The organism is Wolbachia endosymbiont (group A) of Tromatobia lineatoria (assembly GCF_964028565.1).
Classification (GTDB): Bacteria; Pseudomonadota; Alphaproteobacteria; order Rickettsiales; family Anaplasmataceae; genus Wolbachia; species Wolbachia pipientis.
On the sequence record NZ_OZ034791.1, the window covers coordinates 592,712 to 616,867 of the forward strand.

Sequence of the window (24,156 nt, forward strand, 5' to 3'; positions counted from 1 at the left end):
GAAAGTTGTCATTGTTTATGCTATACTTAGGTTACTTGAGGTAAGGTTATGGTATGCATGCTGTTGTAGATTGTAAGAAAGTTGTTGACTTAAATAACAATAGTGATGATTTAGGTAAAGTAGAATCTATTTCCAATGTTACTTTGGAAGAGGAAGAGTCTTTTGATGCTATGGAAGCTGTTTCTAATGTAGAAGAAGGGAATGATTTAGGTCTTGCTACTTCAGAAGAGGAAGAAGAATTTTTTGATGCTGTGGAAGAACAAGAGCCGTTAGCTAATTTTAACGTTCCACTCAGTATATTTCATTATAAAGATTATAACTCTGATTTTTTTACTTCTTGGTATAATATATCAAGTAGAATATTTAAAGAGGTAAATCGAGCTTGCCCGGAGAAGAAAGTATTAAATTTAGCTCTATCAGTTTTAATGTTTCCTTATATAGTTTTCACTGCGTTAGGATTAGCCGTATATAATAAATTAAAAACAAATGATAAGACACAAATCAGTTCAGAGGAGAATAAAACAAAAAAAAGTGAAGTAAGTGAAAGTACAGCAAAAAGATTGGCATATGGTGTTCTTGCTGCAATAGTGATTCTTGTTAATATCGTTGTGCTTGCAGCATTACTTATTCCTGCAACACTCGCTTTGGCTACTTTTTATCTTTTAAATAAAAAATTATCTCATTTTTTGATTGCTGCTATTAAAATAAGTAATGGGTTATGTCAAAATGAACACCAAAATATTGAGGTGTCTTTTCATGAGATAGAGGCTATTGAAGCAGACATTAAGTGGAATATGGAAGTTAAGTTTCCACCGCAATTTAAACAACTACTTAGAGATTTATACGAAGATAAAGATGGTAGTTGGTTTAATGTTGCACGTGATTCAGAACATAATACCATACTGAAATTATCAGCTAATATCCACTTAAAAAATGGTCTTAAGCCTTTACGTAATGAGATCAAGAATGTGCTTGCAACTTCTATTCAAGAATTTGCGAAGACTATGGAAGAACTGATAAAGCTAGAAAAGAAAGAGATTACATATGATAAATTGAAGGAATTGTTGGACGAATTCAGGTTAAAAGTGGTAAGTAGCATAGATTTTAAGTTGACAACTCACTTAATATACAACGCCTATCAAGTTGCCTTTATACAAGCAGTTAGGTTTCAGCTGGATAGACGGAAAGAAGGTTTTTCACTGGAAGATGAGATAAAAAATTCTTTAGTGAAACAGGAATTAGAGAGTCAAGGTAAGGAATTACCAGGTGAGAAAGAAGTGATAATAAGAGATCTGAAAAAAGCAGGAGCAAAAGTACCGGATGTTTTAGATGATAGTGAGCTTCCTATATTTAAAGCAGAATGGAAGCGGCTTAAAGAAGAAGGGAAGATAGCTAAGAGAACAATTATTGATGTTTATAAATATATACATAGTAGAGAAACAGAGACAGCTCTAGGTAATGCTAAAGAAGAGATTAATCTTTTAAAAAAAGAAGGACAAAAAAGATATATTAGGATACATGAAAAATTGAAAGAAATATATGGAGATGTAAAAAAGAATAATTTAGCAGGTGATGTTTTAAGAAGAAGGTTAGAAGGTCTTTTTAAGTTCGAGTATGATGATCAAGAAGTTGAGCAAAGGCTAGTAAAATCAGTAATGAAAAAAGCCAAGGGTGAGTTAGGCCTATTAGGCATGCTCAGCTTAATAGACCAGTTTCGGGATTTAGAAAAGGAGATAAAAGGTTCTTTGAGTGAGAATTTAAAAGAAGCTTCAGATAAAGTAAATGCTTTTGTAGCAAAGATATATTTAGAAATAACGAAATGCAAAATACAAAATGTACTCAAAGGCCAAGCAAAGGGTATAGAGGATTCATGTAAGCTGTTAGAGGAAAAGGAGCCGGATTTAGTACAGAGGATTAATGCGCACCGAGCGGAAATTGCAGAATGCTTAGAGCAACCTATATCGTTAAGGAAAGTAATAGAAGAAAATGAGGATTTAAACAAATATTTAGAAGGTGAGCGAAATAGGAAAGGAGAACAGCATCCAAGTACAAAATTAATAGAGAAGCATTTGAAAAATAACCAAGAAATTCTCAAAGCATTAAAACAGTTAGAATTAGAAGAAAAAGGATTGTTGATAAATGAAGAAACAAAAAATGATTATATAGAAGAACTAGAATCTCGCGAAAAAATAAAGTTTGCAATAATAGAGGATGATTTACTGAAGGAGTTCGAGCGTGAAACTTTTAACGAAGAAGCAGTTAAGAAGTTGTTAGAGGAAGCGGAACTTGAATACTATTTGGCAGAAAAATGCATAAAAAGTCCTGTGATAAAAACAAAAAATAATATCAAGCACTTTTATCAAGGTTTATTGTCTCCTTTGATAGATAATTTGACAAAAGATATAATAAATAATATACCAGGAAATAGTGAAGGTTGTATACAGAAAGTTAAGAACTGGAGTAAAGTTATGTTTGGTGCAATAAAGATTGGAGCATCAAATGCTTATAAAGAGACTACAGAGAGAAAAGCGTTAAATGTGGCACATAATACTTATAAAGAAGGAGAGACATTTCTTCAATGTTTTCAGTCAAATTATGAAGGTGTTGGAGCCTTTTTAGGTAATTTATTTTCTGATGATGGGGTAACATTTAAAAATGATGTGTGGCCTAAAATAGAAGAGCATTTGCATGGAATGTGGGATAGATTTTTCAAGGATATTGAATTCAATATTGGAAATAAATTGGATGAAGTAAGTGTGACACAGCAACGGCAGGAAACTATGATTGTGACTCAACGATAAGTTCTCAAAGTTCCCCCGGTATTTTCACATACTAAATTAACTATAGCACTTGATTCTTTTTGGATCTCTTTTTCAGTTAAAGTGTGAGTTGGAGAGCAGAAAGTAACTGACAATGCTATAGACATCTTATTCGATTCTATATTATTTCCATGGTATACGTCAAATACTAAAACTTCTGTGATGAGCTCTGAGCTTTTTTTTACCACATTGATTATGTTACCTACTTTCACATCCTTATTTACAATAAATGCAAAATCACGTTTTACACTTTGGTATTTATAATCGATAAATTTCTTTCTACTTACAGGTAAATTTTCAATATTTTCTAATATCACCTCAAAACCTACAACTTTTTGCTTGATGTCAAAAAGATCTAATATATTAGGATGCAACTCTCCAAAATAACCTGCTACTTTATTCTTAAAAGAGAGAGTGCCTGACTTTCCTGGGTGGTAATGTTCTTTTTCTGCTCTCTCTATCGTTAAATTATCGCAATTGACGTTAAAAAACTCCAAAGCTGCTATGCAATCAGCCTTTGCGTCAAAAACATCTACTTTCCTATTAGTATTATAATGGTTTCGCGGTAAATTATTTCCTGTTCTTATTCCACTTAAAACATGTTTAGACTGAGCTTCACCATCGTAAATCGGCCCGATTTCGAAGATTGCAAGATCAGATATTCCATGGGCAATATTATCAGCAGTAACTTGCAATAAATTTGGCATAATACTTGGTCTCATTATATTAAAGTTATTGTTAAACGGATTATCGATGATAAATAACTTATTCGAGTAACCAAATTTTTCAGCTGTTGATTCACTCATAAACGACCAGGTTAGCACTTCATGAAACCCTCTGTTTGTCATCAAAATACGCAAATTGTCGTATGTACTATCTACTTCTTCAACATTATTTGGTAGTGGTTCTTCTTTTATTTTGTCATAGCCGTATATCCTTGTTACTTCTTCAATTAGGTCAACCGGTATTGTCACGTCCGGTCTCCAGCTTGGTACTTGTACATTCCAATTGCCTTCGGTTTTTTTATCAATATTAAACCCTAGTTTCGTCAAGATATCGAACACTTCATCAGGCAATACAGATACACTTCCAAACTTGTTTACATCTTGGTAATCAAAGCTCACCTTGGTGTCAGCCCTATCTAAGCTGCCAGCAGACACTACGCTTGAGGCTTCTCCACCACATAAATCCAGAATCATTTTAGCTGCAAGGTTGAGTCCATCAAAAGTAAATTCGGGATCAACAGAACGTGCAAATCTGTAACTAGCGTCTGTGGAGATGTTTATTTGCCTTGCAGATTTAGCGATAGATATAGGGTCAAACCAAGCAGACTCTAAAAAGATATCAGTAGTTTCAAGTGTACATCCACTGCACTTTCCACCTATAATTCCAGCAACTCCATGAATATTTTTATCACCTGCAATAACGCTCATGTCTTTGTTTAATAAGTATTCTTTACCGTTTAAACCAGCAAATTTTTCTCCGTCGTTTGCTTTGCGTACTGTGAGCTCTCCTTCTATTTTTTTTGCATCATACGCGTGCATTGGGCGGCTGAAAGATATCATAATATAGTTCGTGATATCAACTATTGTAGAAATGGAGCGCATTCCTATCGATTCCAATTTATCTTTTAGCCACTTTGGGCTTTCTTGATTTTTTACATTGGCGATGTATATTCCACTAATAAAACTTTCTCCGTCAGTAACTTCAACATCGATTGGTGAATTTATGGAGCTGGTAAGTTGTGGAATGCTTAAAGTCTTTAATGTTCCAATTCCAGTTGCAGCAAGGTCGCGAGCTATTCCATAAATGCCTAAGCAATCTCCACGGTTTGGAGTAACATTTATATCAATTACAGGGTCACAATTGAAAAATTTATCCCCTACTTTATAATCATCGGAAAGCTCGATTATTCCTTCACTTTCCTCTTGAACCAACGCAAGTTCAGAAGCAGAGCAGAGCATCCCTTCACTTAGCACTCCTCGTATTTTTGTAGGCTTGATTGTGAAATCACTTTCTGGCAATGTGCTACCAAGAGATGCAAGCACAGTTTTCATACCTTCTCTAACATTGTTTGCTCCGCAAACTATTTGTAGAATTTTACTTCCGTCATCTACTTTACATAATTTTAATTTATCAGCATTTGGATGCTGTATCACCTCTAATACTTCTGCAACAATAAAACCAGCTAATTTGGTATTGTCGATCACATCTTCTACTTCTAACCCTATGTGAGTTAATTTATCGGTAATTTCTTCTAAACTAGCATTGGTTTCTAAATACTCCAGTAACCAAGATAACGTGAATTTCATCGATCTAACAAGAAACAAAAAAGTTATTGTAATATAAAATGTAGTGCTTTTAAAGCTTGTTGTAGTGGAATACTTCTACATCATTGTTTATGATGTAGAAGCTTTTGTAACTTTATATCTTCTTGCGAAGAGAAAGAATTTTTTCTATATCACCTTAAATCTATCTCCAGAAAGAATTTAAGACTTTCATAATCCCAGGCATCCTCATCAATGTTACCATCAAAAAAGAAGTGTATTATTGCATTGTTGAGTCCTATGTAATAATCGCGAGTATCTTCGTCAAGGAAACAATCTACTGATTCGATGTATCCGTTACCAAATTCCTGCTCCAAATTTAAAGGATGATTAGTGTTAATAAAATCTATTTCGTTCATTATATACCTCACTAAAAATTAAATTATAATCAAAATAAGATATTAAGTCAAGATATTGAATAATTTAACAAGATTAGTAAATTTTAAAATACAGAGCTGACTGTAATTAACATTCTAATTACATATTTTGTTAATATGTTAATGTTATAATAATACAGAGCCTTATCTTAATTCTTGACTTTGTCCTATAAAATTCATACTTTATTTACTGTTTATAATTCAGATTAAAATGGCATTAAATCCGCTGGAACAGTTTAAAGTATATACGGTAATAGAGTTACCTAGGTTATTTGGGTATGACGTAAGCTTTACCAATTCATCTCTTTTCACGATGATTTCGGTGATATTGGTGATACTCTTTTTGCTTTTTGGAATAAAGAAGGGGGCAGTAATACCAGGATATTTGCAAGCTGCAGTTGAGTATGTATATGATTTTGTTATTTCAATAATAGAAAATAACACTGGAAGCAAAGGCTTGCAGCACATTCCATTGATATTTACAGTGTTTATTTTCATTTTATCGTGTAATTTAGTTGGTGTTCTTCCTTATAGTTTCACGGTCACAAGTCATGTGATAGTCACCTTCGCTTTATCGATGGTGGTTTTTATTTATATAACGATTGTTGGATTTAAAGAAAGGGGAGTAGAATTTTTACGCATATTGCTACCAAAAGGAACTCCTTCGTGGCTTGCACCTATAATAATTATTATTAAGTTGTTTGCTTATTTAGTAAGGCCGGTTAGCCTATCAATAAGGCTTGCAGCAAATATGATTGCTGGTCATACAATCATCAAAGTGATAGCAGGGTTTATTGTAAATATGAACATATTTTTCACTCCTGCGCCGTTTTTGTTCATAATTGCATTGATAGGATTTGAAGTATTTGTTGCAATTTTACAAGCTTATATATTTACTATATTAACATGTGTATATTTGTCAGATGCAGTAAAGTAATTGACTTCCTTGTAGAATATTTTACAATTATATTATAAAGAAATAATTAAAGGTAATATATGGATTTAGTAGCTTTAAAATTTATAGCAATTGGTTTAGCTGTGTTTGGAATGCTCGGCGCTGGTTTAGGTATAGCTAATATCTTCTCTGCTATGTTAAATGGGATTGCGAGAAACCCTGAATCAGAAGGTAAAATGAAAAGTTATGTTTATATTGGTGCTGCCATGGTTGAAATCATGGGATTGCTTGCGTTTGTACTTGCAATGTTATTAATATTTGCTGCTTAACAGATGCCACAGCTTGATGTTTCAACCTTCTTTTCTCAAGTTTTTTGGTTTTTAATTTTTTTCTCTTCACTTTTTTTCGTAGTAAGTTGTTTATTTTTGCCAAAGTTAGATGAAATAATAAGCACTAGAAGTAAAGAAGTATTGGGTTCTTTTAATAGTTCTGTTCATCTTTTAAGACTTACGGAAGATCAGATTACCAAGTATAACGCAGCTTTAACCCAAGCTAGAATACAGACAAAAAAAATCATAGATGATGCACTTGCTCAGGTAGAAGAAATGAGAGCTAATGTTAAGAATATATTAGAAGAGGAAGATAAAAAAAAGAGCAAGCTTATTGAAAAAAAAGTGGCAGAATTTAAATCTGAATATACTGATCAGTTAAAACAAATGGCTACTAGTATTGCTTTAATTTATTATACTAAATTGACTAATTCTGAAATTGAAGAGGAATTTATTGCTGACTTGGTGTCCAAAGAATTTTAGGGGTTTTTATGTCTACATCACTGATTATCGGTCTTGCCTTCTTGGTAAGTTTTGTCCTTTCGTATAAATTGCTAAAGAAAGTGATAAAAAATGCGCTTAACAATAAGCGTAACAAAAGCAAATTTTCAAGTGAAGAAACTGAAAAATTCAGGAAAGATATGTTGGAGTATTACAAAAAATCTTCTAAAAAATACAAAGAATTAGATGCAGAAGTTAATAAAATGATGAATGAAGCACTTGATAAAGCTAATAGTATCATTAAGCACAATAGACAGCAGCTAGATCAGACATTAGATGACAATGCCCATTCTAACTTGAAGAAAGTCACTGACCAAGTTGAAAAAGCTCTTGGAGATTTACAGGCTAACACAGCGAATATAGCTGCTGATGCTGTAAAAAAAATAATGCATGAACGTAAAGATGATAAGCGTAGTAGCGAGGTCATATCTTCATTTTCACGTGACTTAAATAAAAAATTGCATTAGGTTCAATGCAACAATTGCCTATACTTCAAGCTGATAATGTAGAAAAAATTAAGTTTGATTCTAGTTTGTGCAAAGAGCCAGAGAAACTTTTTTACTATAAATTTAATATAATTCCTTGGCAAAAATTAAATAATACTACTTTTTTTATGGTTGAAGACACAAGCCGAGATATCAACCGTTGGGTCGAAGCTCATTACGGTATTGACTATGTATTAATAAAAGTGGATAGCGAACAGATTTTAAATCTTCTTAACTCGCACTTTGGTATTTCAGAATTTGCAAGCAACTACTTATATTACAAGAATCCTAATTTTTCAGCCAAAAGCATTAAACTAAGCTCAATATTTTTTGCTTCTTTCTTTATTGTAACTTCAATTTTAACACTAACAGAGAAATATACATATTTTGCTTTGATGTTGATATTTATAATCGGATGTTCTAGCTATTTATTCAAGTTTATAGCTACAATTTTTAACTTATGTGAAACCTCCAACTAAAAAGTGGATTATAGTAAGCTGAGTGAAGAAGATTTTCCTATATATACTATTTTATTGCCTGCTTTTAAAGAAAGTGCAGTGATAGAGCAATTGGTTGAAAGCATTGAAAGTTTGGATTATCCAAAATCAAAATTAGATGTGAAGCTTCAGGTAGAAAGTGATGACCAAGAAACGCTAGCAGCTATAGAAAAGTACACTTTACCGCAGTATTTTGAAGTAATAAAAGTGCCTCATTCTTTGCCTAGAACAAAAGCCAAGTCATGCAATTATGCTATGAGCTTTGCTAGAGGAAAGTATGCAGTAATATATGATGCGGACGATAAACCAGACCCATTGCAGTTAAAAAAAGCACTGATTGAATTTAATAAGGACGACGATAAGCTTGCCTGTGTACAGGCGAAATTAAATTACTACAATTGTGATTATAATTTTCTCACAAAATTCTTTTCTCTGGAGTATATGAACTGGTTTCAATACTTATTGCCTGGATTCCAAAAAATGAACATGCCGATGCCTTTGGGTGGTAGCAGTAATCATTTTTCAGTAAAAATTCTAAAAAAAGTGTTTTTCTGGGATGCTTATAGTGTTACCGAAGATGCTGACCTTGGTTTGAGACTTGCACAAATGGGATATAAAACCAGGATGATTGACTCAGAAACATTGGAAGAGTCACCAATTGCTGTATTTGCTTGGATTAAGCAAAGAGCGCGCTGGATCAAAGGCTATATGCAAACTTATATTGTTCATTTAAAAAATATAAAGTCACTTTATAAACACACTGGATTTAAGGGAATTTTGCTATTGAATCTTTTTGTTGGCTCTGCAGCTTTTATATTTTTTACTACTCCATTTTTACTGCTTTCATTGATATTAACTAAAGTTTTAAATGAATTATTTTTGTACTACTTTGTAGTGGTATACGTTACTAACCTGATTCTTTTGGTAATAGCTGTCAAACAGCAAAAGATGCCTTTTTATTTTTATATAGTATCGATATTTTTTCCGGTCTATAGTCTGCTACATAGTGTTGCAGCTTTTCTTGACTTATGGGAATTTATTCTTTACCCTGAGCGATGGAACAAAACTCAGCATGGTTTATGGAAGCAAAACCTGTAGCTATTTGGCTTTTTCTCTGCTCGGTCATGGTAATTCTCATGGTAGGGATTGGTGGATTTACCAGACTTTCAAAAGCAGGATTGTCAATCACGGAGTGGAAACCAATTACTGGAACATTACCACCACTGAGTGAACAAGACTGGCTACAAGAAAAATTAAAATACGAAGCTACACCTGAATATAAAGCACTTAACTATGGTATTAGTATGGAGGAGTTTCGCGCTATATACTTAATAGAATATGTACACAGATTGGTTGCAAGACTAACAGGTTTAGTTTTTGTCCTGCCATTTATATATTTCATATTAAGAAGAAAAATATCTAAAAAGGTAGTAATAAAGCTATGTGTGGCATTATTATTTGGAGCTTTACAAGCTTTTGCTGGTTGGTATATGGTTAAAAGTGGTTTAGTAACTGAACCTCATGTTAGCCACTATAGGCTTGCACTTCACTTATTATTAGCATTAATTATCTTTGCATTATTGTCATATCAATTTTTTGATTACCAAATATGGATCCCAGTGTTACGTACACAACTATACGAACATTGCAGTATAAGAGTAATTTTCACCAAGAAAGATGTCATCCCAGTGCCCAGACACTGGGATCCAGAAAACTTAACTTTAAATAAGTGGCTGCATAGTAAAAGCTGGATTCCAGTGTCAGCTACTTTCATGACACCATTTGCTGTGCAATTTATTTTCAAAAGTAAGCGTTCGTACAGTTGTGTGTCAGCTACTCGGATGACAGGATTTCAATCTACTAACAGTAGTATATATTACACAATACTTATTCTGATTCTAATTGTAATACAAATAATTTTCGGCGCATTTGTTGCGGGATTAAATGCTGGTTTGATTTACAATACCTTTCCACTAATGGACGGACAAATCGTTCCAGAAGATTTATTTTTCTTACAGCCTATATGGCTGAATATCTTTGAGAACAGAGCGACAGTGCAATTTATACATCGAGCACTGGCATTGCTAATACTAACTTTGGTAGTAATACTCACAGTAAAAAATGCTAGCATAAAACCGGTATATATTATGCTGCTCTCCGTCGTCATTCAGATCATTTTAGGTGTAATTACTCTATTATTGCACATACCAATAGCCATTGCCATAGCTCATCAAGTGTTTTCATTTATCTTGTTTGGGTCAAGTTTGTACTTCTTATGTTATTTAAGAAAGCAGACTACATCACCAATCTGCACATTTTTTCCTTCTTGAACGGGAATATTTTTTATCACCATTGCTGCTTCAGCACATATGATATTTTCCATTTTCATTGCCTCCACCACAAATAAAGGTTGTCCTATTTCCACCTGATCTCCTACATTTACGTGCAATTTAACTAATAAACCAGATATTGGGGATTTTACAGCATCTGCTGAAATCCCTTCTGTTTCATTATTTAGCATTAACCTACTTAATTCAGCTACATGAGGCTTAAATATACAACACTCAGCTTTCATGCCTGCATGCCTTATGAAGTACTTGCTGCCTTGTCTTTCTATTTTAAGTGCTATATTGGTATCGTCATTAATTGTGATATATAGCAATCTATAACTTGATTTCCACTTGCCTATAACGGAGTATTTATTGTGATTATATACCGTTATTAATATATTATCTTGGTATTTTGCATTTACGGAGTACTCATTGTCATTTATATTCACTATGAATAAATCTCTTGCACGGTCACCTGCCATCCGAGTAGCTGATACTGGTGCCCCTTCTTTTTTACTAGATTCCAGTGTCACGCACTGGAATGACACCTGAGATGTTTCATTCACTGCTTTATGATGGTACCTTTCTTCATTTTCCAAATGAACATATAACGCAGTGAAAATAAATATTTTAATATACTCCTCTGTAACAAAATCGCCGTGAAACCCACTAGGGTAATGATCTGGAATGAATCTCGTATGGAGCTTTGCTGCGATAAAATTTGGGTGATGGAAGATGGATTCTAGAAATTCTATATTATTTGTTACTCCTTCTATATAGCATTCAGACAATGCTTTTTGCATTCTGCTGATCGCTTCTACTCTATCTTTTCCATATGTTATCACTTTGGCAATCATCGAATCATAGAACATGCTAATTTCTGAACCTGCAGCAACTCCATCATCTATTCTTACATAATCATTTTCACCCGGTTTATCGTAATATTTTATTCTTCCGCTGGAAGGGAAAAATTTCTTCGATGGGTCTTCAGCGCAAATTCTACTTTCTATTGCAGAACCAGTAAGTTTAATATCATCCTGATTGAATCTCAATTTCTCTCCACAGGAAGTTCTAATCATTTCTTCTACTATGTCTATTCCAGTCATAAATTCTGTTACTGGATGCTCAACTTGCAATCTCGTATTTACCTCAAGAAAATAGAAGTTTTGGTCTTTATCTACAACAAACTCAACAGTGCCTGCTGAAAAATAGCCAACTTGCTTTGCCAGAGAAACACATTGAACATACATTTTTTGTCTTACTTCTTCACTAATGAATGGACTTGGCGTTTCTTCTATTATTTTCTGATTATTCCTTTGTATCGAGCATTCTCTTTCTCCAAGACAAACTATATTGCCATATTTATCTGCTATGATTTGTATTTCAATATGTCTTGGCAACTCTATATATTTCTCTATAAAGATACTGCCATCCTTAAAACTTTTCTCTGCTTCATTTGTGGCTGATGTAAATGCTAGTTCAATTTCTTTTTTGGAGTTTACAATTCGCATTCCTTTGCCACCACCGCCTGATGCAGCTTTGAGCATAACGGGAAAACCGACCTCTTTAGCAACTTGAGCTGCGTGGGCAGCATCGCTGATCTTACCCATATATCCTGGCACTACATTCACTCCAGCTTTTCTTGCAGCTTCTTTTGCTGTTATTTTGTTGGCTGTAACTTCTATTGTTTCTGCACTGGGACCGATGAAGTCTATATTATGTTTTTGAAGAGCACGTGGAAAATCTGGATTCTCTGCTAAAAAACCATAGCCAGGATGAACTGCCTCAGCACCTGTTTCAACTGCTACTTCACATATTTTTTCAATGTTTAAATAACTGAGGCAAGATGGCGAAGGGCCGATATATCTTGACTCATCTGCTTGTCTTACATGCACAGAATTTACATCTGCATCCGAGTATATGCACACACAAGATATACCCATCTTATGGGCAGTTCTGATAATCCTGCAGGCAATCTCTTCTCTGTTTGCTATTAAAATCTTACTGTACTTCTTTTCTATCATCGTATGAGTATACTTTCTGAAGTTAAGAAAGTAAATTTCTATATCATTGCCTGCAAGTAATTTCTAGCTTCATCAAACACCTAAACTTTCTCCTGCAAGTTGTACATTAGCATTTTCCACTAAAGTGCTTTCGTTATGCAAGGCATGTATCTCGCTACATGCTTTAACTGACAGGTATGTGACTCCGCCAGAAGCTATTGCAACCATCGAGCTTAGTGCAAAAGATTGCGAAACTAAAAATAAAAAGTATAAAGACAAACATAAAGCAGCGATACATGCTATCGCTCCTATTATATATAAGCACAGGTGAAACTTCTGGTTACATATAAAGCTGTCTTTTATGCCTGCGATTTGCTTAATTTCTTTCTGTTGTGCAGCATTTAAGTAATAAAGAGGAGTTTCCCTCTTCTTATTAAAAGCATAGCCTTTACTGCAGAGCGCATCTTTAATATATTTTTTATTACATTTGAGTTCCTCTTTCAATCTGCTTACTTCTTTCCGATCTCCAGCTTCTTCTGCTTTCGTAATTTTGTTATTAGCTTCCTTCTCTAAGTCATTCACAATCTCTTGTACTGCAGGCAGCAAAATTCCACTTCTTGCTGCTTCATGAAATGGATTATCTCCATATTCATTATGCGCAGTTACAGAAGCAATGTTCTTCTTACAAATGTCTACAAATTTACCTTTGTTTTGTATTCTTGCAGCTAAATGCAGGAGATTACCTGCCTGTACTCTTTGTTTTGTTTTATCAAAAGGGCCGGTGTAACGCCAATTGATATTAGCTTCATTATCTGAAAGCAATTTTGCTATATCTACAAGTCCATTCATAACTCACCTCGCTATATTCAACCAATACTAAACTATACAACACAATTTATGAAAAATAAGTAAATTTTATCTCTCAGAACAAATAAATTCTAAATTGTTACAAACATAAATTTTAGCTATCATCATTTACATTACTGTAACAGACAAATATGCCAGGTATAGTCACGAGATTTGCTCCATCACCAACAGGATTTTTGCACATTGGAGGAGCTCGTACTGCGTTATTTAATTGGCTCTATGCAAAGCATCATGGTGGCAGGTTTTTGCTAAGAATTGAGGACACCGACAGAAAACGTTCAACACAAGAAGCAATTGATGCAATTATAGAAGGGCTAAGATGGCTCGGTATGAGCTATGATGGGGAAATAGTATATCAGTCAAAAAGAATAGAGCGGCATAAAGAAGTAGCAAACCTTTTAGTTGAAAAGGGTAGGGCGTATCACTGTTACTGCCCTGAAGATGAAGTTGCAGAAAAGAAGGCAAAAGCAAGAGAAGAGGGCAAGATATACAAGCATAAATGTACTACAAAACCTCCTTCTTGTCATCCAAGTAGCCGACACTGGAAAAATATGTGGTCACGCGCTGGAATGACATCGGGTGTGAGGTCAGTTGTCCGCTTTAAAGTGCCAGATTCGCAAGAGATCGTCATTGATGACAAAATATACGGCCAAATCAAAGTAAATAGCGACCAGCTTGATGATATAGTGATCTTACGCTCTGATAACACTCCAACATATATTTTTGCCGTGGTAGTTGACGATCATGATGCTGGAATAACTGATATAATACGTGGTTCTGACCATCTCACTAATACCTTTAAACATCTGCTAATATACCAGGCTCTTGATTTTGACATTCCACGCTTTGCACATGTGCCGCTTATCCATGGGGAAGATGGGAATAAGCTATCCAAAAGGCATGGTGCCACAAGCGTTTGCGATTATGAAAAGATGGGAATATTGCCAAAAGCGATGCGTAATTACTTGCTGAGACTTGGCTGGAGTCACGGCAACGATGAGATTATTAGCGATGAGCAAGCAATAGAGTGGTTTAATTTAGAAAGTATTGGTCGTTCACCTGCACGGCTCGATTTCAAAAAACTGGAGCATTTGAATAACCACTATATTAGTAATATGAGCAATGAAGATATTCTGACTCTAATGCTTAGAGAAAATACTCTAACTGACAAAAAAAAGGGCTATTTACTGCAGGGACTGACAGAGCTAAAAAAAAGAGCAAACTACCTGACCGAATTATTGGATTTAGCAAAATTTTATATTCAAGATCCGCCACTTGATTTAAGTGAAGAGGCTGAGCAAATTGTCAAATCTAACCTCGATATAATCAAGTTACTCGCGTCATTTCTGTCAAAGATCGGTGATGAAAATTGGAATAAGGGTTTTTTATCTTCTCAGATCAAGGAATGTGCAAAATTGCACGATATGAAAATAAGCGATGTATACCACTCATTACGCGCCCCTATAACTGGAGTAATGGATGCACCTGGAATCATTGATATCATGGTGATTCTTGGTAAAGATGAGTGTATAAGAAGGTTACAAGCAATTTAAATGAAATAAGAAAATTACTTGACATCCTTCGCCAGCCCCCTTATCATGAAACTGAAGCTATTGTATTTGCTTTCGCCAATCTGCAGATTAAAAGGTAAGGATTACTTAATGTATCGGCGTCTTATGTTCAATTTTTTGCAGTATATAGATACTGTATGTCTTTACAAAACTTCATCTACATCTAGATTTTTATCTAAATAAGCTGAACGTGCTTATAAAGCGTTACAAGACATCAAAAAATGCCAATACTCGACAGAGATAGTAAAAGACTAGCTAACTCGGGGATTCTTTGTCTTTTTTTCTGCTTAGTAAATTTCTTAAACATTTGCAGCGTAAGTTAGTTGCAATTAAAAGCAGCTTAATCTTGCTTGTCAAGCGTTTAAAACATAAAAAACGCCAATATTTTAAAGCGGATAATAACCACGGGGCTTCTTTTGCCTTTTTTTTCGTTTGGTAAATTTCTTAATATTTATAGCTAAACGACAATCGTCATCCCGCTGCTTGTTAGCGGGATCTAGAGATACCGCGAATGAATCGCGGTATGACGGTTCGTGGCGGTATGACGGTTCGCGGCGGCATGACAATAAGCTCGTCATCCCGCTACGTGTTAGTGGCTGAGATACTGCGGCGGTATGACGTAGGATTGCTGTCATCCCGCTACTTGTTAGCGCCGCGGCGGCATGACGTCTTAACTATAGAAAACTTGTATAGATTTTTTCTACTTCTGTGATATCATAAGCCTGTAATGATAAAATAAGTAAATATGGATAAGTCAGCGTATGAGATCATAGAACATGAGTATGACGTGGTAGTAGTAGGTGCAGGTGGAGCAGGGCTCAGAGCAACGCTTGGGATGGCTGCAACTAATTTTTCAGTTGCCTGCATTTCTAAAATTTTCCCTACACGAAGTCATACAGTTGCAGCACAAGGCGGAATTAGTGCAGCTTTAGGTAATATCGGTGAAGACGATTGGCGCTGGCATGCATATGACACAATAAAAGGTTCAGACTGGCTTGGTGATCAAGATGCAATAGAATATATGTGTAAAAACGCTGCTAAAGCTGTTATTGAACTTGAAAATTTTGGCGTACCTTTTTCTCGTACAGAAGATGGCAAAATATACCAGCGTTCCTTTGGTGGAATGACAACTCACTTTGGTAAAGGAAAATCAGCGCAGCGCACTTGTGCGGCAGCAGATAAGACTGGGCACGCAATCCTTCACACTCTATATCAGCAGTGTCTTAAATTCAACGCTGAATTTTTTGTTGAATACTTTGTGATTGATTTAATTATGGATAGCGAAACATGCTGCGGAGTTCTTGCTTGGTCGCTATGCGACGGCACATTACATAGATTTCGTGCGCATAGAGTGGTGTTAGCAACAGGTGGATATGGACGTGTTTATTTCTCTGCAACAAGTGCGCATACCTGCACAGGTGATGGTAATGGCATGGTAGTAAGAGCTGGATTACCACTTGAAGATATGGAATTTGTGCAATTTCATCCGACAGGAATATATGGCTCAGGGTGCTTGATGACAGAAGGATGCCGTGGCGAAGGGGGATACCTTGTTAACTCTCAGGGCGAGAAGTTTATGGAACGTTACGCACCAAAAGCAAAAGATTTAGCTTCCCGTGATGTGGTAAGTCGTGCAATAACAATTGAAATTAGAGAGGGAAGGGGAGTTGGACCTAAAAAAGATCACATGTATTTAACTATAGCGCATCTTGATCCGGAAGTAATAAAACTCAGATTGCCGGGCATTAGCGAAACCGCAAAGACCTTTGCAGGAGTTGATGTTACTAAAGATCCAATACCGGTCATTCCGACTGTTCACTATAACATGGGTGGCATTCCAACCAATTATCATGGAGAAGTGATCACGCTGAAGCAAGGTAAGGAAGAAGTGGTAGATGGAATATTTGCAATTGGAGAAGCTGCGTGCGTCTCTGTGCATGGTGCAAATCGACTTGGTTCTAACTCGCTTCTTGATCTTGTGGTTTTTGGCAGAGCTGCAGCGCTCAGAGCAAGAGAGAAACTAAAATCCGGTACACCACATAAAAAATTGCATTCAGACTGCACAGACTGGATAGTAGATAGATTCAATAAAATGCGATTTGCTTCCGGTGGGCTAAAAGTAGCAAAAATACGCAGTGAAATGCAGAACACTATGCAAAAGTACGCATCAGTGTTCCGTGTTGCTGAAGTTTTAGAAGAAGGCAAAAAAGCTATAAAAAAGGTAGCAAAAATGATGCCTGATATTTCACTTGAGGATCGCAGTATGATGTGGAATAGTGATTTAGTTGAAGCACTGGAGCTTGCTAACATGATCCCACAAGCGGTTATTACCATGGAATGCGCAGCTAATCGCGAGGAAAGCAGAGGTGCCCATGCTCGTGAAGACTTTCCTGAACGTGATGACAAAAACTGGATGAAGCACACTATAGCGTGGCTTGAAGAAAAGAAAGGGCAAATTAACGTAAAAATTGATTATAAAAAAGTGGCTGAAAAAACTCTGAGCGGTGAGATTGATTTCATAGCGCCAGAGAAGAGGGTTTACTAGTTACACTATCCCTACACAATTTTTCAACGAGTTCATTATTGATACATCGCTCATTTTGGTAGCTGGGTTTTCTGTATGCTCTGATTGATTTTGTTGTCTTTTTGCTGCTAGGTCTTCAGAATCATTTCCTAAATTCTGTTGATCATTGTCAATAGGGTTCTTCGAAGCTTGATTCTGCTCTGTTGTTGAATTAGAGCGGTTTTTGTCGTTAAATATGTCCTGTGCTTTGTTGGTTGATTTTTCAAAAAATTTCTTAATACCACTAAATCCTAAAGTTAAAGTAAGACATATAACTCCAGCAGTAGCTATGATAGGAATGGCTGCTCCAATTGCCATTTGAACCTGAAAGAAAGCAAATGTTACCATTGCAATAACAGTAATCGTTATCGTGATTGCTAACAGTTCGCGGGTCCTTTTTGCTGGATCTATGAATCCTGCTACAGCAGATACTCCTTTTTTTATACCAGAACCTGCTTCTTTAATGCCAGACTTGCATTTTTTTGAAGCAGTTTTACAGTGGTATTTTTCTTCAAGCTTCTCTTTTAGTTCTTTAGCTTTCTCCTGTGCTTTCTGTGGAGTCTCTGAATAATCTTTTAGATCTCGTAAAGTTAAATAGTACTTTTTAGTATGGAATTTTGGATCTTTCAGCTCCAGAGAACAGGGATCAGCGCCTATTTCTAGCAGCATTGTACAAAATTTTGTTGTATTGTCATAAGCAGTTGCTGTATCAAAAATTGTTCCTTGCAATAGGTGTTCGATACTTCTTTTTTCTGCTTTTTTCTTTAATGCCAATTCTAGGGGTGTGTTCCCTTCTCCATTAGGTGCATTCACAGCCTCTCTTAATTGATCTTCAGATATTTTTCTTTCTTTTACTAAACCTAATATTAATTTCAAGCATGTAACTTTTTGTTTTCCTTCGAATAAAGCAATATAGTGCAGAGCATTTTTTTCATCTTTATCTTGCACAGTAATATCTGCACCGTTTTGTAGAAATAACTCTAAGGTTTTATACCTGCCAGTATCCTTAAATTCTTTTTTTATTACATTCTTTATTTTATTTTTCAATGAAGGTTCTTTACTCTTTTCTTGTATGCGCTGGAGTACCTGATGGAGCGGTGTTTGCTCTTTCCCGTTAACAGCATTTATAGCCTTACTAAATTCATCCTTACCTAAAGTCAACTTCAAACATGCAACTTTTTGTTCTCCTTTGAATGAAGCAATATAGTGCAGAGCATTTTTTTCATCTTTATCTTGCACAGTAATATCTGCACCGTTTTGTAGTAATAGCTCTAGGGTTTTATATCTCTTAGTTTTCTCAAATTTCTTAAGTGATCGGTTCTCACTCTTCTCTTGTATGCACTGGAGTACCTGGTGGAGCGGTGTTTGCCCTTCTTTTTTATCATTTACAGCTTTTATAAATTGTTCTTTTTGGCTTGCTTCTAGCAATATATGGAGAAGTTTAAGTTTTTGTTTTGTTTCAGGTTTAACAATCAAGTGTAAAGCATTATTATCATCTGTGTCTTTAAGGCTAATATCTGCCCCTTTTTGCAATAGTTCTTTAAAAAGTTCTTTATCATTATTTTTAATTGCTAAATGTAATTGATAATTATCATTACTATCTGGAGTATTTATGGTACGTGGTATAATTTCTTTAATTTTTGCTTCTGTATTGATTTTTATTTCTGGCTTTAATTTAGAGTTCTTTCCTTGCTCTGCTAATTTTTCTAAGAAATTACGATAGTATGTCTTTTGCTCTTCTTTTAAGTCTTGTAATTTTTTTGTAGATAATCCTAAATTATCAGAGCTGGCCCCATGCTCTAACAATTTTGTAAGAAACTTAAGTGTGTTATCGTTATCTTGGATTGTATGAGACTCATGTTTTTCTTTTGTTATCTTGTTAATTAGTGCCACCTGAAGAGGAGTTTTTTCGTCCTGATTTTCACTATCAACAAGTTGTGCTAAATCTTCCTTGGTGACCGTTTTTATTAGGGTACCCAGAAACTTGCATTTCTGTTTCTTTTCCAACGACGCAATGAGGTGTAAAATATTTTTCCCTTCTTCAGCTTTTATGCTGCTAATATCCGTACAATCTTTTAGATATTTTCTAAATTTCCTGTTATTTCCATTTTTGATCGCTTTTAGTAGTAGAGCATTGTTATTTGTTATTTCGTTGCTTATTTCTACTTCATGATCATCTTCAACATCACTGCCGTAGCCACTCTCTGTTTCGCTGTCCCTACGGTTGTGGGTAAAACAATATCTGCTATTATAAGTAATTTCTGAAATTGCTTGTCCTATTTCCTCTTTTTTTATAGGGTCTAGTTCTTTCGATATTTTTCTATTCAATACCGGAAGAAAGCATTGGACATAATACTTATAATATTTTTCTTGTTCTCTAAGTGATTCTTCTAATTTAGTTAGTACTTCAGAGCTAGCACCTTCCTCAAATAACCTTTTACACTTCTTGAGGGTTCCATCTTGACCTCTTGGTTTTTCACGCTTGTGTTCTTCTTTTTTTACCTTTCTCTCTATAATGCCATATAATTGTTCGTCTTTTCTATCCTGCTCTTGCTTTTTATTTTTATCTATGCATTCACCTAATTTATCTGCATTAGTAGTTAGTGCAGTTATATCTATACCCATACTAAAACCTCAATATTAAAAGCTATTTAAGTTGTCAGCACTAAACTAACAACCAAGAAGTTTGACTTTTAAATTGAGCTAAACGTTGTATATGTATAGGTGGAAAGGCAGAAAACTAGTTTCTATTAGAAAATCTGTTGTCATAGTCAAATCCTCACTTGAACAGTTGCTACTATTTTAACCATTTAATCTTAAAAAATAATAAATATAGCTAAACTGTGAAATGTGCTATTGGCTAAAATAGGATAAGAAACTATAGCTGCAAATATCCAAATTGATTTTTTATAAATCTTCCAGGCTTGGTTTTTCTTCTGATTTTTTAAGTCTTTCTTTATTTAGTATGGAGCTTATCTCTTCTACACTTTTATCAATATCATCATTGATTATTACATAATCATATTTATCACGTTTGCTTATCTCTTTTTGAGCTTCGGCTAATCTGCGCTCTATTTCGCTTGCATCATCACTATTACGCTTTTGCAAACGCAACCTAAGCTCTTCCATTGAAGGGGGAAGTATAAAAACACTTACAACTTTTTTTCTCATGAGCTTGAATAAGTGAAATGCTCCTTGCCAGTCTATGCTGAGTAAAACGCTTATTCCATTGCTTAAGTTTTGCTCTATAAAATTTCTTGGTATACCATAAAAATTCTCAAAAACTTTGGCGTATTCAAGCATTTGGCCAGCTTTGCATAACTCGTGAAATTTTTCTTCGGTAACGAAAAAATAGTCTTTTCCATTTCTTTCGCCGGGGCGAGGCTTGCGTGTAGTCATAGAAACAGACCTAACTAAATTAGTTGATTGCTCAAGTAATTTTGCTGATATAGTAGTTTTTCCAGCTCCAGAAGGGGAGGATAGAACCAATAATACGCCCTCACTTTTTACGGTCATTTTTCTTTGCATTTTTTAACATGGTGCTTTTTGGATCAGAGTTTAAAAAGCTAGAACCTTCTAAATTAGAATTTGATAAGTTGGTGCCAATAAGAGAAGAGTTATCAAAGACAGTATAGCGCAAATCGGTCTTTTCAAAATTTGCCTTATTCAAATTAACGTTTACAAACTTTGCTCTACTCAATGTTGAATTAGAAAAATCGGCATTTTCTAAATTCATATTCTTAAATTCAAAGTAAGAATAATTTACATTAAATTTTTCACCCTGTGATATTTTCTCTTGCAAATCTTTAATCGAAGTTATAGCATTTTCTGAACCTGCAAGTTTTTTCTGTCCTTTATTGTCAATCAAAATTGAATTATCAAATTTGCAACCTGTTAAGTGAGCATCAACAACTGAACTTTTATATATGCTTGAAGAGAGAAAAGACATATCACTAATTGTTGAATTACTCAAATTGCTAAGAAAAAAGCTAGTTTTCCTAAAGGCATTAGCGTGAAGCAAAGAAGATCTGAAATCGCTTTCAATAAAATTTGAATTAGTTACTTTTAAATTGGACCAGCTCGAATTATCAGCTAATAAATTAAAGAATGTTGAATTTTCTATTTCACTGGAATCAATATTATGGCGAGAAAGTGTACTGTTATAAACTTGAGAGTCTTGGATTTTTATCTTATACATTGAAGTTGTAGAAAGGTCTGAATCTTCTATCTTCACATAGATGAATAGTGAATGGTCAAAAAATGAGCCATTCATGTTAGAATTTGCAACTTTAGTATTATGAAACTTTCCGTGACGAATGTCAGCATTAGAGACATTAACTTGATGCAGTTCACTAAAACTAAAATCAATATTGGATAAATCAGCATCATGAAGATTTGCTTCAGAAACATATGCATGTTTTATCTTGGAACCATTTAGTATAGATTGAACAAAACTTGAATTATCGTCATTCACATAGGAAATTTGTGTGTTGCTTAAATCAGTTTCGTCGAAGTTACTGTTAATTATGATAGAAGAATTAAGGCAAGCATCGGAAAGATTGCTACCTGTAAAGTCTGATTCTTTTAACTCTGCACCATATATGTTAGCATTTTTTAATGAAGAAAATTGTATCTTTAATTTATATGCATCCACTCCAAAGAAACTTGCATTATCAAGGTTGTTTTTCTGCATAACAGTATCGTTTATTTCACTATCACTAAAATTTACGTGGCTAACATTCGAGTTTGATAAGTTGGAGAAATTCATTTTCACATTCGAGAAATTAGTATGCAAACCAATTACGTTGTGCATACTTACTTTTTTGAGATCGGAACTGATAAAATCAGCATAACTAACATTAGACTGATCAAATACGATATCTGTTAAGTTTGCAGAAACAAATTTTGTAAAACTCAAATTTGTACCTTTTATTTTAATGCCATGTAAATTAGCATTGGAAAAATTAGCACCACGTAAATCAACATCAATGAAAGACACATCGGATAAATCGGTGTTAGAAAAATCGGCACCAATCAGACTTACTCCATCAAAAACAGATTTACTTAGGTACAGTTGGTTAAAATTAGCTCCATTTAAGTTAGAACCAAAACCTTTCTTAAAATCTTCTGGCACGCCCTCTTTGTGGCACTGCACCAAAAATTCAGCAAAGTCTTTTTTACTGTAAGATACGTATTTTGCATCACGCAAAGCGTTTAAAAAATCACTAATCTGATTTTTTTCATCATTTGTTTCGTTTCCATAACATAAATGACCAACTAAAATTAATATCAAAAATCTAATCATCTTGCTTATCGCACTGTATTTCTTTCGTTTTCACAGCCCAATCGTACATTGCTGAGCTTTCTTTATTGTCTATTTTTCTATCCTCCAAAAGATGTGGCATCATTTCGGCAATCGCATTTATTATATTGATCTGCTTTTTTTCGATTGCTATATCAATTGGGGATTGAAAATTATTGTTAACTACTCTAAGATCAGCACCTTGTAATAAGAGAAAGCGCACTATGTCTACCTCACCTTGTTTAACTGAATAAATGAGAGGAGTATCACCCAATTTATTTCTAAACCTTAGTATCTCTTGAATTGTTAATCCAATTTTTTCTAGCTTACTTATTACTCCTCTTAAGCAAGTTAAGTTGTTCTTCTTAATGCAGTAAAAAAATTGCTTACTGTAATCATCAATAAACACAGTTGTAGGAAGATGCTCATTAAGGCTATCATATTGTCGTTTATATATTGACTTGCTTTGTATGTCTTTATGACCCCATTCTTTTATTGGTTCTCTGTTTAGCTTTGTCCATTTTTGTAAACTTTTCTTTTCACTTTGCTCTTCTTCATCTTTTTTAGTTATAGGTTTTACTCTATTGCGGTCCTTGGAATTACTGTTTGTTTCTTTCACTTTTTTTTCTTCAGACTGATTCTCTACTTTTTCTTTTTTTCCCTCTAATAATTGACTCGCATCACTTTTTGAAAGTTCATTATCTTTTATATCAATCTTCTGATCAGCTTGTAGATTTTTTTGCGGGTTAGCTGTATTCTCATTTAAATCAGCACTTAAAGGCAAAGGCTCTGGTTTCAAATCTTTATTCACTTCTTTATTGGCCACATTTGGTAAATTTTGAGCAAATTTGTCTGTGCTTCCTTCTAGCTGGTCATTTGGCAAATCTTTATCAATCCTTTCACCTTCACTTATAGTTTTTTCAACCACGAAAGCTTTGTTCTCGTTGTGTTGCAGTTTCTCTTTATCGGTAGTGCCGTCTAATCTTTTGCTCTCAGCCTCTTGTGTTTGTTTAGCATCGACGTTGCTTTTTAACTCATCTTTTTGATTTGTGCTATCTTGCTTCCTTACACCTACATTTTCGTTTTTATGAACTGATTCAATTTTCTTTTCTTCAAGCTGCTCTACGGCAAACAGGATGGTTGATCCGAATACGACAGCTAATAATATAAAATATAAAATATTCTTCATAAATATCCCAAGCATAAGCTTAATTAAAATGATACTATAATCAAATGATTAATCTACAGTAAAAAATGCCTTAGGATTTAATTTATAAAAAAACAATAGAT

16 protein-coding genes and 1 pseudogene are annotated in these 24,156 nt (G+C 34.5%); 9 read left to right on the plus strand and 8 right to left on the minus strand.

The annotated features are described in order from the left end of the window. Positions 1-53: 53 nt before the first annotated feature. Complete coding sequence (locus ABWU48_RS03030) at positions 54-2,801, plus strand: hypothetical protein (protein ID WP_353288505.1); 2,748 nt, start codon at positions 54-56, stop codon at positions 2,799-2,801. On the opposite strand, the gene pheT is transcribed toward ABWU48_RS03030, so the two are convergent. Further along, complete coding sequence (gene pheT / locus ABWU48_RS03035; protein WP_209472911.1) at positions 2,792-5,131, minus strand: phenylalanine--tRNA ligase subunit beta; 2,340 nt, start codon at positions 5,129-5,131, stop codon at positions 2,792-2,794. The genes ABWU48_RS03030 and pheT overlap by 10 nt on opposite strands. A gap of 149 nt (positions 5,132-5,280) precedes the next feature. After that, entirely contained in the window at positions 5,281-5,517 is a 237-nt protein-coding gene (locus tag ABWU48_RS03040; RefSeq protein WP_353288221.1) for a hypothetical protein, read from the minus strand. A gap of 217 nt (positions 5,518-5,734) precedes the next feature. Here ABWU48_RS03040 and ABWU48_RS03045 point away from each other — a divergent pair, with 217 nt between their 5' ends. From ABWU48_RS03045 to ABWU48_RS03070, 6 genes and pseudogenes are all read left to right on the plus strand, one after another. Further along, a complete protein-coding gene (locus tag ABWU48_RS03045) occupies positions 5,735-6,460 on the plus strand; it encodes a F0F1 ATP synthase subunit A (protein ID WP_155968396.1) in 726 nt (241 codons plus the stop codon). A gap of 59 nt (positions 6,461-6,519) precedes the next feature. Next, positions 6,520-6,747, plus strand: a complete 228-nt coding sequence (locus tag ABWU48_RS03050; protein WP_006014985.1) for a F0F1 ATP synthase subunit C — start codon at positions 6,520-6,522, stop codon at positions 6,745-6,747. Positions 6,748-6,750: 3 nt separating this feature from the next. Beyond that, positions 6,751-7,230 carry a hypothetical protein gene (locus ABWU48_RS03055; protein WP_353288222.1) on the plus strand — a complete coding sequence of 160 codons (480 nt, stop codon included), beginning with the start codon at positions 6,751-6,753 and terminating at the stop codon, positions 7,228-7,230. A gap of 8 nt (positions 7,231-7,238) precedes the next feature. After that, positions 7,239-7,715 carry a hypothetical protein gene (locus ABWU48_RS03060; protein ID WP_065094793.1) on the plus strand — a complete coding sequence of 159 codons (477 nt, stop codon included), beginning with the start codon at positions 7,239-7,241 and terminating at the stop codon, positions 7,713-7,715. A gap of 14 nt (positions 7,716-7,729) precedes the next feature. After that, positions 7,730-9,328 (plus strand): annotated as a pseudogene (locus tag ABWU48_RS03065) (glycosyltransferase family 2 protein). Then, the gene (locus ABWU48_RS03070) at positions 9,286-10,560 is read left to right on the plus strand and encodes a COX15/CtaA family protein (RefSeq protein WP_244663076.1); all 1,275 of its coding nucleotides are present in this window, start codon (positions 9,286-9,288) and stop codon (positions 10,558-10,560) included. The pseudogene ABWU48_RS03065 and the gene ABWU48_RS03070 overlap by 43 nt, the downstream one beginning before the upstream one ends. On the opposite strand, the gene ABWU48_RS03075 is transcribed toward ABWU48_RS03070, so the two are convergent. Continuing rightward, positions 10,509-12,584: an acetyl-CoA carboxylase biotin carboxylase subunit gene (locus ABWU48_RS03075; protein ID WP_353288223.1), complete on the minus strand. Its 2,076-nt coding sequence runs from the start codon at positions 12,582-12,584 to the stop codon at positions 10,509-10,511. The two genes, ABWU48_RS03070 and ABWU48_RS03075, sit on opposite strands and share 52 nt — an antisense overlap. A 72-nt stretch (positions 12,585-12,656) precedes the next feature. Then, the gene (locus ABWU48_RS03080) at positions 12,657-13,412 is read right to left on the minus strand and encodes an ankyrin repeat domain-containing protein (protein ID WP_353288224.1); all 756 of its coding nucleotides are present in this window, start codon (positions 13,410-13,412) and stop codon (positions 12,657-12,659) included. A 149-nt stretch (positions 13,413-13,561) separates the two neighbouring features. Here ABWU48_RS03080 and gltX point away from each other — a divergent pair, with 149 nt between their 5' ends. Both gltX and sdhA read left to right on the plus strand, forming a co-directional pair. Then, a complete protein-coding gene (gene gltX, locus ABWU48_RS03085; RefSeq protein WP_010962590.1) occupies positions 13,562-14,983 on the plus strand; it encodes a glutamate--tRNA ligase in 1,422 nt (473 codons plus the stop codon). Positions 14,984-15,746: 763 nt separating this feature from the next. After that, on the plus strand, positions 15,747-17,546 hold the full coding sequence (sdhA, locus tag ABWU48_RS03090) for a succinate dehydrogenase flavoprotein subunit (protein WP_264706107.1): 1,800 nt from the start codon (positions 15,747-15,749) through the stop codon (positions 17,544-17,546). On the opposite strand, the gene ABWU48_RS03095 is transcribed toward sdhA, so the two are convergent. The 4 genes from ABWU48_RS03095 to ABWU48_RS03110 form a co-directional block, all read right to left on the minus strand. Next, positions 17,547-20,189 (minus strand): ankyrin repeat domain-containing protein, encoded by a 2,643-nt coding sequence (locus ABWU48_RS03095; RefSeq protein WP_353288225.1) that lies wholly within the window; start codon positions 20,187-20,189, stop codon positions 17,547-17,549. 282 nt (positions 20,190-20,471) lie between these two features. Continuing rightward, complete coding sequence (gene gmk / locus ABWU48_RS03100; protein WP_209473330.1) at positions 20,472-21,080, minus strand: guanylate kinase; 609 nt, start codon at positions 21,078-21,080, stop codon at positions 20,472-20,474. Beyond that, a complete protein-coding gene (locus ABWU48_RS03105; protein ID WP_353288226.1) occupies positions 21,064-22,869 on the minus strand; it encodes a pentapeptide repeat-containing protein in 1,806 nt (601 codons plus the stop codon). Before ABWU48_RS03105 ends, gmk begins: the two co-directional genes overlap by 17 nt. Next, complete coding sequence (locus ABWU48_RS03110; RefSeq protein ID WP_353288227.1) at positions 22,862-24,055, minus strand: ankyrin repeat domain-containing protein; 1,194 nt, start codon at positions 24,053-24,055, stop codon at positions 22,862-22,864. Before ABWU48_RS03110 ends, ABWU48_RS03105 begins: the two co-directional genes overlap by 8 nt. Between the last annotated feature and the right edge of the window lie 101 nt (positions 24,056-24,156).